This is a genomic window from Martelella sp. (assembly GCF_984369615.1).
Genome location: NZ_CFHTCS010000109.1, coordinates 1 through 12219, shown reverse-complemented (window position 1 = coordinate 12219; position 12219 = coordinate 1). Strand labels below are relative to the sequence as shown.

Annotated in this window: 11 protein-coding genes and 1 pseudogene; all 12 read right to left on the bottom strand. The window is 54.1% G+C overall.

The annotated features are described in order from the left end of the window. Positions 1-106 (bottom strand): NAD-dependent epimerase/dehydratase family protein (locus tag AC5DC2_RS10875; RefSeq protein ID WP_491698493.1); only part of this gene is annotated, 106 nt, incomplete at its 3' end. Between the two features lie 108 nt (positions 107-214). Next, positions 215-1333 (bottom strand): DUF1972 domain-containing protein, encoded by a 1119-nt coding sequence (locus AC5DC2_RS10870; protein WP_491698492.1) that lies wholly within the window; start codon positions 1331-1333, stop codon positions 215-217. Then, positions 1333-2202: a glucose-1-phosphate thymidylyltransferase RfbA gene (gene rfbA / locus AC5DC2_RS10865; protein WP_491698491.1), complete on the bottom strand. Its 870-nt coding sequence runs from the start codon at positions 2200-2202 to the stop codon at positions 1333-1335. Before rfbA ends, AC5DC2_RS10870 begins: the two co-directional genes overlap by 1 nt. 9 nt (positions 2203-2211) lie before the next feature. Continuing rightward, positions 2212-3096, bottom strand: coding sequence for a dTDP-4-dehydrorhamnose reductase (gene rfbD / locus AC5DC2_RS10860; RefSeq protein WP_491698490.1), 885 nt, complete (start codon positions 3094-3096; stop codon positions 2212-2214). Between the two features lie 3 nt (positions 3097-3099). Continuing rightward, positions 3100-4155 carry a dTDP-glucose 4,6-dehydratase gene (gene rfbB, locus AC5DC2_RS10855; protein WP_491698489.1) on the bottom strand — a complete coding sequence of 352 codons (1056 nt, stop codon included), beginning with the start codon at positions 4153-4155 and terminating at the stop codon, positions 3100-3102. 13 nt (positions 4156-4168) lie between these two features. After that, the gene (gene rfbC / locus AC5DC2_RS10850) at positions 4169-4732 is read right to left on the bottom strand and encodes a dTDP-4-dehydrorhamnose 3,5-epimerase (protein ID WP_491698488.1); all 564 of its coding nucleotides are present in this window, start codon (positions 4730-4732) and stop codon (positions 4169-4171) included. A 52-nt stretch (positions 4733-4784) separates the two neighbouring features. Beyond that, positions 4785-5825 carry a sulfotransferase family protein gene (locus tag AC5DC2_RS10845; RefSeq protein ID WP_491698487.1) on the bottom strand — a complete coding sequence of 347 codons (1041 nt, stop codon included), beginning with the start codon at positions 5823-5825 and terminating at the stop codon, positions 4785-4787. Between the two features lie 51 nt (positions 5826-5876). Continuing rightward, the gene (locus tag AC5DC2_RS10840; RefSeq protein ID WP_491698486.1) at positions 5877-7202 is read right to left on the bottom strand and encodes a flippase; all 1326 of its coding nucleotides are present in this window, start codon (positions 7200-7202) and stop codon (positions 5877-5879) included. Positions 7203-8518: 1316 nt separating this feature from the next. Then, positions 8519-9607: a glycosyltransferase family 4 protein gene (locus tag AC5DC2_RS10835; protein WP_491698485.1), complete on the bottom strand. Its 1089-nt coding sequence runs from the start codon at positions 9605-9607 to the stop codon at positions 8519-8521. A 45-nt stretch (positions 9608-9652) separates the two neighbouring features. Beyond that, positions 9653-10693 (bottom strand): sulfotransferase family protein, encoded by a 1041-nt coding sequence (locus AC5DC2_RS10830; protein ID WP_491698484.1) that lies wholly within the window; start codon positions 10691-10693, stop codon positions 9653-9655. Positions 10694-10788: 95 nt separating this feature from the next. Continuing rightward, positions 10789-11568 (bottom strand): 3'(2'),5'-bisphosphate nucleotidase CysQ, encoded by a 780-nt coding sequence (cysQ, locus tag AC5DC2_RS10825; protein WP_491698483.1) that lies wholly within the window; start codon positions 11566-11568, stop codon positions 10789-10791. A 5-nt stretch (positions 11569-11573) separates the two neighbouring features. Next, positions 11574-12219, bottom strand: a pseudogene (gene nodQ / locus AC5DC2_RS10820) (bifunctional sulfate adenylyltransferase/adenylyl-sulfate kinase NodQ); the annotation flags it as partial.

Sequence of the window (12219 nt, the reverse complement as noted above, 5' to 3'; positions counted from 1 at the left end):
CAAGAGCCGATCGGCCGACCACGGTTACGGCGTGTCCGCCGGCCAGCACTGCTTCTACAAAATGACGACCGACGAAGCCACTTCCACCGATGATGACTATGTTCATTTTCTTCTCCCTGCAAATATGCAGGTATCATGTTCGGGTACCCCGAGACACATACCTAGAAGCGCGCCGATCTATCGTTTGATGTTTACCGGCAGTAAAAGTTAGGCGTCAAAAAACGGATTCGAGCGCCGCGAGATAAGACCGATGGATCGTTTCGAACGTAAAGCTCTCCGAATGGGCTATCCGTGCTCTCGCCTGTGCTTCGGTCACCAACTGGTCGCTCGCGATCATATCTGCGATAATTTTCTTCAATTGCTGTTTCGTACTGAAATAAAACTGTCCGTCGCGCGTTACCCAACGATTGAACCGGTTGTCGTGGGCGATGATAGCATTGCCTGCGCCGAGAGCTTCAACGAGAGAGGGATTCGTACCGCCGACCTGGTGTCCGTGGAGATAGGCCCTGCAGTGATAACGCAGAGCGGAAACCGTCTCGGTGTCATAAATGGCGCCCGGGAAAACCACGTCGGGTGAGGCGGCCTGCCTCACGCGCCGGTGATATTCATTGTCATCGCGGAAGTTCCCGAGTACGACCAGCTTTGTCTCGCGCGGTTCTTCTGAGAACGTCTCGACGATTTCCAGAATAGAGTTCTCCGGCTCAATCCTGGCGATCGAGATCATATAGCGACCGGGTTCCAGCCCATAGGGTTCCAGCTGTGTGGCTGGCGCGTCGGTAATTGCGGCAGAGCCATAGGGTATGACGCGCACGCCTTTCGTGCCATGGCGCTCGAGATGTTTGGCAATCTCGGGGTGATCCGCCACCGGAAGCGTGCAGACATGGCTGCCGACAAGCTCGTTGACATAGAACCAGGCTTTGGCGGCCGGCCCCCATTTGTCACGCTTCCACTCGATGCCATCCATATTCATGATGACCTTGCGCCCCTTGAGACGCTGGAGGATGGCGAATACCGCTGTGTTGTAGCCGAGCACGAGATCGATCCCAGGCTGACGAAGCACGTGCCGGGTTGCCTTGAGATCGAACTTGATAGTCGAGGCGGGCCCGGAGCCGGAACTTGTCAGGTTGATAAGGTGAATGCCCTGCCACTCATCGATCGTGCCATCCGGCGGCGCCGTCTCATCGTTTGAATCATGCTGGCAATAGACAAAGACCTCCCAGCCTTGATCCTTCAGCCAGAGGGAAAAATGGTGGGCAAAGGTCTCGAAGCCACCGTGGGCGGCTGGTAAGCCTCTAATACCAAGAATGTTCAGACGCTTTTCCGTCACGCTCATTATTCCGTGTCAGCAATCTGGAGGAGGTACTTTCCATAGGCGCTCTTGCCCAGCTTTGCCCCTAGGACAGCAAGCTGGTTCCGATCGATGAAGCCTTTGCGATAGGCGACCTCCTCGGGGCAGGCCACCTTGAAACCCTGCCGCTTTTCAAGAACCTTGATGAACTCGCTGGCTTCGGTCATGCTGTCGGGCGTGCCCGTATCGAGCCAGGCAAAACCGCGCCCCATCAGTTCGACATTCAGCTTGCCCTTTTCCAAATAGGCCGTGTTGACGTCGGTGATTTCCAGCTCGCCGCGCGGACTGGGCTTCAGATCGGCTGCGATATCGATGACATCGTTGTCGTAAAAATAAAGGCCCGTTACCGCCCAATTCGACTTCGGCTTGGTCGGCTTTTCCTCGAGCGAAACGGCTTTTGAGGATTTGTCGAATTCGACGATGCCGTACCGTTCGGGGTCGCTGACATGGTAGGCGAAGACGGATGCGCCGACCTCTCGGGATGCGGCGCTTTCCAGCAGGTCAGGCAGCCCGTGACCGTAGAAGATATTGTCGCCGAGAATGAGGCTCACGTTGTCGTTGCCGACAAAATCCGCGCCGAGGATGAAAGCTTGGGCGAGCCCGTCGGGGCTGGGCTGCACGCAATACTCGAAATTGAGCCCCCACTGCGAACCGTCACCGAGGAGCTTTTGGAACAGGGCGCTGTCGTGCGGCGTGGTGATGATCAGGATATCCCGGATGCCGGCCAGCATCTGCACCGCGATCGGGTAATAGATCATTGGCTTGTCATAGATCGGCATCATCTGTTTGGATGTTGCGATCGTCATCGGATGAAGCCGGGTACCACTGCCACCGGCAAGAATAATGCCCTTCATGATAATCTCCTAAATTGTCTGATCTAGCAGGCGGCCGACGACCGCCCGGGCGGAAACCCGCCAGTCGGGAAGTGAGATCCCGTAAACATGTTTTAGCTTGTCGCCAGCTAGGCGCGAATTCGCCGGCCGCGTCGCGCGGGTCGGATACTCCGTGGTCGAAATGCGGTTCACTCTCACGGCCTTTCCCGTGCGCAGGTTGTATTCGTCGAAAATCAACTCAGCGAAATCGGCCCAGACCGCTTCTCCGCTTCCGGTCAGGTTGAAAATGCCGCGAAGACGCGGGTCATCATCGGCGTTGAGCCGCGCCGCGATTATCAGAACGGCCTGGGCAATATCGAGCGCGGAGGTCGGGCAGCCTTTCTGATCGGCAACCACGCCGAGCGCGGAGCGTGTCTCTGCAAGGCGCAGCATGGTAGCAACGAAATTCGTGCCGAACGGCGAATAGACCCAGGCCGTGCGCAGGATCACACTGTTGGGCGCATTTTGCCTCACCAGTTCCTCGCCGCGTAGCTTGCTCGCCCCGTAAACGGAGAGGGGGTTGGTGGCGTCATCCTCCTGGTAAGGCGCGTCCTTCGATCCGTCGAAAACATAGTCGGTCGAGATATGCAGCACAGGAATGTTCAACATATCGGCGACCCGCGCGACTTCCCCCGCGCCTTCGCCGTTCAGTGCGAAAGCGCGATCCGGCTCGCCCTCGGCATCGTCGACCGCTGTATAGGCCGCGGCCGAGACAATTACATCCGGTCGAGCCGCAATAAACGCCGGCTCAATGCTTTCTTGCTGTCCGAGGTCGAATTCCGGACGGCCCACCAGAACGACCTCGCAGTCAGATCCGGCAGCCTCCCGCATTGATCGGGCAATCTGGCCGTTTTTTCCAGAAACAGCGATCCTCATGTCTCACCCCTTGTTGAGAATGCCGAGGCGGTTTCCGGCGTAGACGCCATCGCGCAGTGGTCTCCACCACCATTCGTTTTCCAGGTACCAGACGACCGTTTTGTCAATACCGGTGTCGAAGTTCTCCTGCGCTTTCCAGCCGAGCTCGGTTTCTAACTTGGTGGCGTCTATGGCGTAGCGGGCGTCGTGACCGGGACGGTCGGTCACGTAGGTGATCAGCTGATCGTGGGGCGCGCCCTTGGGATGGTACCGGTCGAGAATTTCGCATATGCGGGTGACAACGTCGATATTACGGCGCTCGTTGCGTCCGCCGACATTGTATTTCTCGCCGACCCGCCCTTGCGATGCGATGAGGTGGAGGGCGCGCGCATGATCCTCGACGAAGAGCCAGTCGCGGATATTCTCCCCCTTGCCGTAGATCGGCAGCGGCTTGCTCTCGAGCGCGTTGAGGATCACCAACGGAATGAGCTTTTCCGGGAAATGATAGGGTCCATAATTATTGGAGCAGTTTGAAACGACGACCGGCAGCCCGAAGGTCCTTTGCCAGGCGAGCGCGAGGTGGTCGCTTGACGCTTTGGAGGCGGAATAGGGTGAGGAGGGATCGTAGGGCGTTGTCTCCTCGAACAGCCCGTCATCGCCCAGGGTGCCGTAGACTTCGTCAGTCGAGACATGGAGAAACCGGAAATTGTCCTTCGCCTCTCCCTCGAGCTTGTCCCAGTATTGCCGTGCCGCCTGGAGCAGGGAAAAGGTGCCCACGACGTTCGTCTGAATAAAGGCGTCAGCCCCGGTAATCGAACGGTCGACATGGCTTTCGGCGGCAAGATGCATGATCCGGTCGGGCTGAAACCCCTCGATCGCCTCCGCCATCGCCGCCTGGTCGCAGATATCCCCCTTCAGAAACTGGTAGTTTGGGGCATTCTCGATCACTTTCAGCGATTGCAGATTGCCCGCATAGGTGAGCTTGTCGATATTGAGTACCTCGGCTCCGACGTCCTTGACCAGATGACGGACAAGCGCGGACCCGATAAAACCGGCTCCCCCGGTCACAAAAACACGCATCTAAAATATCCCTCTAGGCTGAATATAGAAAATAGTCCGGCAATTCCCGCAATGTCGGATGCTTCCTGTCCTTTTCGGACAAGACTAGGCTGTCAGCGGAAAAAGGCCAGTCGATACCGAGATCCGGATCACCATAGGCCAGGCCGCGATCATCGGCGGGACTGTAATAGTCAGTAACCTTGTAGGCGACGATCGTCTCGGGCAACAATGTGCAGAAGCCATGGCCGAAGCCGACCGGTATCCAGAGCTGGCACCCATTTTCCGCCGTTAGCTTCGCTGAAACCCATTTGCCATAGGTCGGCGAACCGCGCCTCAGATCCACAGCGACATCCAGAAGCGAGCCAGAAAGACAACGTACAAGCTTGCCCTGCGGGCAGCCGGGAGCCTGAAAATGAATTCCCCTCAGCGTGCCCCGCGTGACGGACAAAGACTGGTTCTCTTGCACGAAACCCACATCGGCAACATTCTTGCGAAACCAGCTCTCCCGGAAAGTCTCGGAGAAATAGCCACGATCATCGGAAAACCGCTTCGGCGTGAGAAGGACGACGTCGGGAATTGCGAGCGATACAAATTCCATTAAAATAATCCAGCAAAGCAAATAAAAGAAAATCAAACAATGTGGGATCAACCTAGCCGTTCTTTTCATCAAATTCAACGACGCGTGATACACTATCTTCGTAACCAAGCTCGCGCAGCGTATTGCAGAACGGGGCGATCAGCTCGGGGTGAAGAGCAAGCGGTTTCGGCTGTACGGCCTTTTCGAGCGAAACCTTCGCGTAGTCGATCACAGACCGATCAGTATCGAGTCCACAAAAGTCGAATATCCTGGCTAGCAGTGTCTCAGGGTCAGCGCACAGATCCTCATATTTTATTGAAATAATGCTGTCTGGGTGGGCCCTGACCTGTTTCTGAACCTCCCGCATGGAAAGGATCCACTCGACCGCAGACCGGTCCTCGTGACGCGGGTCGTCGAACAACATCTGCTGCAACGGTGCCAGATCCGAATTTTCAGGGATTAACTCGTCAACCAGACAACGCCATTTGCGTCCGTCGCGTCCCCACCAGTCATCAGTACGCCCCCCTTCGGTCTCAGTGCCCTTACGCTTGGACCAGAGGGTCACCGAATTGCAGGTGTCCACGCCGTCGCGCACAATGGCGACCATCTTGGCACCGGGAAATAGAGCTTGAACAAAATCAGTCCGATAGATCAGTTCGGGGTACTTGTCGGCAACTTGGATTGCGCCGGCGAAAAAGGCTGCCCACCCGTAGACATTGCTGATCTTCTGCGCCAGTGTTTCGAGATCAGAAGGGATATCGAGCCGAACTTTCCCGGCACGATCGGCGTAGCTTCCAATTATGTCCTCTTCGCCATGAGCGAAATGCCACAACGCCTTCGGCTCGTTCAAGAACTGAACATCCTTGTGCAGGGCAAACAGCTTTCCAAGTAGCGTGGTGCCGGAGCGGCCCGTCCCAACGATGAAGACCGGGGCATCGACCTTGCGGGGTGTCGGCACATGTTGAGCGAGCCTGTACATTGAAAACACGAGAGGATTGATCCATTGCCCTTTCGTGGTGATCGGACGGCCTTCGAAAAGGAAATAGGCGCATAGCCTGCCAAAAAGTGAGCCTGGTCTTTTCCGCACCATGTTGGAATCGATCTGCGCTATCATCAAAATGCCCCCTGAACTAAAAAAGTATGCAGTATAGGAAGTTAGGTCATTCTACCGGTGTTTGAACGATCTAAGGTTCGGCAGGATTACGATCCTCATCTTTCTCCAGAGCTGGATTGTAAGGCAGATGTTCGATACCGCAATCGAAAGCGCCGATGCTGTGGCAGCTCCTGCAATTCCGAGTGACGGGATAAGTGCGAACGAGAGGCCGACGGTGACGCATCCGCCGATGATGGCGCAATTTCTTACCACACTCTCGTGGCCCTTGATAATGAGCAAGTAGCCGACACTACCTGTAACAAGATTGACAGCCTGACCCACTGCAAGGATTGCCAGTGCCGTACCACCGCGCGCGAACTCGGGACCAAAAACCGACATGATGGCTCCGCCGCCGAGAATAAAAGTTAGCATGACCGGAACCGCCAGAAATGCTGTCATTGTGGTTGCATTCTGCCCCACTCTTTGGAGCGATTCCATGTCGTCGCGCTCTATGAATTCAGCAAATTTGGGAATGATTGCGGAATCCATGGCGACAAGAAAGAACAAGATGAGCATTGAAACACGGGTTGCCGCACCAAAGACGCCGACGTCCGAAGGAGTTCCGAGCATGCCGAGAATCTGCAGAGGCGCCCAAGGAATGATCGCCTGCTGCACGAAAGTAAGCGCCCAGATCGGCATCGCTGTCTTGAAGAGTTGCCTGAGGTCGGGACGCAAAGGCGTGACGCCGGAGAATTCCGGAGTTCTGTTCCAGGTAATGATACCAAAGGCCGCGACCAGCGCAGTCGAAACAACGTAGGTAATATTTGCTCCTGAAACACCAAACTGCCTGGTCATCGGCCAGATCAGGATCAAAGCCGCGAAGGGATAAAGCACGGACGAGACAAGCATGGCCGGCTTCAATCGCTTGGCGGCCTTGAGGTTCTCCGATATCAGTGTCAGCAGTGAGAAACTTACGGTTGCGAGGCTCATGATAGCAAGCGGCACGGCGAGCTCGGGCTCTCCGAAAACGTGAACAGCGATCAGGGGGGCAGCAACAGCAACTGTTATTGCAAGAACTGAGCTGCTGGAAGTGACCAGCCACATGCTCCAACGCTGGTAGCCTACGATCTCAGACCATCGTTGATTGACCATGGCGCGGGAGATGTGGCGAAGCGAGGAGACATCAACGCCCATGCGCGCAACCACCGACAATATGATGACGGTGGACAACGACATAAAATACAGACCAGCCCCGTGCGCGCCCAACAGCCGTGCGATTACGACGTTTAAAAGGAAAGCTAGGCCTGCACCTGCACCACGCAGAAGAAAGGCCGACGCCGCTCCAATAGCTACTTCACGAAAGTGCCTCATGCCCACACTTTTTGTCTTTATCATCATGAATCCACTTAAATGGCTAGTATACGAAACACTAAGCGCGTTTGCTTACTTTCAAATCCAGAAATGCTGAAATTGTCGAAATGAGGAAGATGAAACCTACCGAAGAGATTGCGGCTCCACCGGCCATGAAAGGTAAAGAAATCAGAACAGTCTTTAGAAAACCAACAGTATTTCGACAGACACTTCGGACAAGAAAGGCGTAAAGTAATAAACCCGACACGCCCATCTGCATCCAGATTGTCAAAAGGCCTACATCCGCGCTAACGGACCCAAAACGAGACGTGGAATTAAAGTCCCTTGAGATAAAATCGTCCATGTCAAGTACAGATCGCTCGATATCTCGCCCGCTCCCAAGTGCCGAGTAGGAACCGTACCTTTCCAGGCCATAGCCGAATAGCCAATTCTTGGACAGTACAGTAGGAGCGTATTCTACTACCAAATAAAGACGCATGTTGCCATAAGGGTTAGGCTTCAGAAATCGCTCAGACAGAAAAGAAGATGCTCTGCGTTCGAGAAATTCGGCCGAACTCGGCGCTACAGTGCGCCAAACAAAAGGTGCGATGGATATCAGAATCAAACCCGCCAAAGCAAAGAATAGACCCCTGCTAGGTCTCATGATTATTTTTAACAAAATTACAATTGCAATTATTTGCTTTTTTAGCGACGTAAAAAGTATTACTATGGAGAAAATATGAAGAATTGAGCGTCTGTATTTTACTCTATTGAGTTCCTCGATGAGAAAAACAAAGAGAAAAGTCATGAACTGCGGTAAGTACCATAAATCGTAGCCGGTATATATGAGAGAGGCAAAAAGTGAAAGCCACAGAGAATACCTAATTATGTCAAGTTCTTGCCGATTTGCTTTCCTGAGGAAGCGCGAAAGAGTTGATGCAAAGAGTACTAGAATTATAGCCTTTATAAAGCCACGTGCTATTAGGTCAGGATAGTTTCCTATATATAGATTTCCAATTACTATAATACATAGCAAAATTATCGCAAGAATCGTGTATTTATTCGCAGATAGTTTAGAATTTTGAAAAAAAGCGGCTACTTGAATTAAGGATACGAATTGGGCTATCTCATTGACGTTTATCACCCAAAGAAAAATAGAAAATCCAATGAGAAATGCCTGAAAATTTCCCGACGTAGCTCGGAGGGATTTGCTGGTCATGTCGAAGCCAAATTCAAGTTCACTTTTCCAATTCTCTGCCTAGGTTTTATATTCAGTCATAACAGAGCGTATAATGCAAAAAAGCTCGCACATGAAGCATGCATCATTTCACAACTAGACGCGGCGAATTTGCGTGGCGCTAAATTTACGCGATGATTGTGTCAATTATCTTCTCAATCTTTTTCATCTGTACTTCCATCCCAAACTGTTCAACGGCGTCATTGTGGGCTCGCTCCGAGAGGGCGGAGGCCAGAGATGGATTTGATATGAGTTCGGAAATAGCCCTTGCAATTGCCTCGGAATCTTCTGCCGGAACCGTAAGTCCATTCACGTTGTCGCTGATCGCGTCCAGGTTCCCGTTAACCGCGGACGCAACAATCGGCTTCTTGAGGTACATGGCGTCGACGAGGGTTCTGGGTAGGCCTTCGAAGCGTGAAGGTTGCACATATACGTCGATGGCCGAAAACAGATTATTATACTCTTCGCCCTTGACGAGCCCGGGGAATATAACTTCTCTCTGTGCTTTCGAAGCGAGTTCTTTGAACTCTTTCTCTTTTTCTCCGCCGCCCACCAGCATCAGACGCAGGTTAGGATGCGTTTGTTCGAGTTGAAGATAGGCGGCAATCAGAAACTCCTGGCCCTTCTGATGATGGAAGCGCCCCATGCACCCGATCAGCACGTCATCGTCGGCAAGTCCGAGCAGTTGGCGCGTCTCCTCGATAGCGCGCGAGGGCGATCGGTTCAACAGATCAACCCAATTGTTGACAACGTGTATATTCTCGTCCCTCTGACCGTGGTTCAGCAGGTATTGCCTGATATCATTGCTGCCCGCAATAAGAGCGTCGAGTGAACGCAGCGTCATTCTATCGATCGCGGGAAAGCGCATCGTTTTTGATACTGTCTGGAGGGAGATGGTCCCCGCGCCATTGAAGCGGCTCAAAATACTTGAAAGGACGTTGGGTAGGAAAGCCGTTGTAATTATCGCGTCTGCAGGTTCTCCAATATTACGTGTCAAAGCAGTTGCAAAACACTTGGCGATCTGAAACTTGCTGTTGCCAAAGGAGTAAACCTCGCATGGTATATTGCCATAGACACCTGCGTGCTTGACGGCCGCGTCGCCGCCGAATGCAATGATCTTGACTGTATGCGTTTTGGAGAGCCATTCAGCTAGCTCGAGGAACTCAAGCTCGGCTCCGCCAACACTACGGGCATACATAATCATCAGAATCTTCATTTGGGCACTTTCTAAGCGACATATTAGGTTTCGGCCAGGGTCTACTCAGTGTGTCATGGCCCGCCGCACCGACATCCTTTGGCTGATCCAGGACGGTAAGTTTCTTACTCTCCTCAGGTTGAAAAACAGCGCTCCGAAGAGCTTAACGGGCACCAGTAAATACATGAGTACAAGGCTGAAACGATCAGCCTTGATGCCGCTTACTTCATAGCCAAACTCCTCCATCAACTCCCGGCATTGCCGCTCGCAAATTTCAATCTCCGGCTTACCAAGGCCTCCTTGTTTCCATGCGGCCAGGCGTGATTTGTCGATGCCACGGGTTCCCTGATCTGCTCTTGAAGAGGAACCAAGTTGAGGCACATCCAGAAAGGTTTGCTCAAAGGGGACGCCACAGTGGTCGGCGATGGCCTTAAGGCTTGATTCCGGATCACTCACTAGGTCTTCATAACGAACGGACAAAACTCGGCTGTTGTCCCTAAATCCCAGAGCAGAACCTACCGCCATGGTCCATATACGTGAAATCGTGTATGGATGATAGTTCATCCAGGAACGCCAAGCCTCGAAACGAGGGATGGCTCCGCCAAGTCTGCGTCGCTTCCACTTGTTCTTCTGTGATAGAACGACGTCCCGCGGATCACGAATTATATTGACGACGGCGGCATGCGGGTAGCGTTCAAGAATCTCCCGGATATAGAATACGTTTCTGGGAGTTTGCTCGCATGCAATCCTTTTTCCCTTAGCCTGCGCCGTGTCCAGCATCATTGATCGGAGAATTTCCGAGTAGGTCATGTTCGTCGTGCGATCGACCAGCTCGGCCGCTTCACCCATATACTTTTCGGGTGTTTTTTTTGCAAAGTACCCTCGACGAGCGACTGACAAAAGACTGGCCATCAGGGCCACCGCTTTTTCTCGCTCCAACGGCAAAGTCGAAGAAAAATCAGCCCCCGTTACCATTTGTTCAATGTAGTGTAGTTCATCGAAAGAATGAATTTCGCTGCTGAGACCGAGGATACGGGCGAGCATCGTTGTTCCGCTGCGGCTGTTGCCGACGATGAAGATGAGGTCAGTTCCAGTTCGCATTTGCATGTACCTAGATTGCCTTGCTGATGCGGGACGTAGTCTTCAGGATCAAAGCAGTTCCAGCCACGGCCGTCTCCAGATAGCGGCGACGACAGCTTGGCTCAACTCCCCCACACGACGAAAAACGGATTGGCAAAATCGCTGTCTTCGGCCTGTCTGGTCTTGCCGTAGGGCAGGGGCTTGTCGTTGAGGCCCACGGTTCTGCCGCCGGCTGCCCTCAGCACGGCATCTCCGGCGGCCGTGTCCCATTCCATGGTTCGGCCGAAGCGTGGATAAACATCGGCGAGACCTTCCGCCACGATGCAGAACTTCAACGATGAGCCGACCGAGGTGAAATCCGCCACGCCGATTTTCTTCATGAAGGCCTCGGTCTCCGGGCTGTTATGGGAACGACTGGCGACGGCAATCAAATCCCGGCCCGCCGCCCGGCAGGATACAGCAACGGCGCCGGCCACGCGGTCGTCTTTGAGGGTAAGCTTTTCGGCGCCATCGCCCGTGGTACGGTAGGCCACACCCTTTGCCGGCGCATAGACGATACCGGAAACCGGAACACCATTCTCGATCAGCGCAATATTGACGGTGAAGTCCTCGCGCTTGTTGATGAATTCCTTGGTGCCGTCGAGAGGATCGACCAGAAAGAAGGCTTTACCTTCGATGTCGGGAACCCGACCTGCAGCGACCGATTCCTCGGCGACCACGGGAATATCCGGAAAGGCACTGACGAGGTGGCCGAGGATAATCTCCTCGGCCTTTTCATCGGCAATCGTCACTGGAGAGGCGTCGTCCTTGTAGGAAACATCAATGCCGTTCTCGTAGATACTCATGATCGCTTTGCCGGCCTCGATTGCGGCATCCAGAAAGACGTCACTCATGTCTGTCATCGCGTTTAGTCCTTCTGCTCAAGCTTCGACAGGTACTCCTCGATACGGCCCGCCAGCTCGAACGGCTCGTGGCCGACGGTGTGGAGATGTACTTCCGGATTCTCCGGCGTCTCATACGGCGAGGTAATACCCGTGAAGTTATCGATCTCGCCGGCCTGCGCTTTCTTGTACAGGCCCTTCGGATCGCGCTCGGCGCACACTTCCAGAGGCGTGTCGACGAAGATCTCGACAAACTCGTCGTCATCCATCATCTCGCGCGCCAGCCGTCGCTCGGAGCGGAAGGGCGAAATGAAGGAGACCAGCACGATCAGGCCGGCGTCAGCCATCAGCCGCGCGACCTCAGCGACGCGGCGGATATTCTCGACGCGGTCTTCGGCGGTAAAGCCCAGGTCACGATTGAGACCGTGGCGGATGTTGTCGCCGTCAAGCATGTAGGTGTGCTTGCCCTTGGCGTGCAGGATCTTCTCCAGCGCATTGGCGACCGTCGACTTACCGGAGCCGGAAAGGCCGGTGAACCAGAGGACGGCGGGTTTCTGCGCCTTGAGCTCGGCATGCGCCTTCTTGTTGACCTCGACGGCCTGCCAGTGGACATTCTGCGCGCGGCGCAACGGGAAGTCGATCATGCCGGCCCCAACGGTTTTGTTGGAGAGA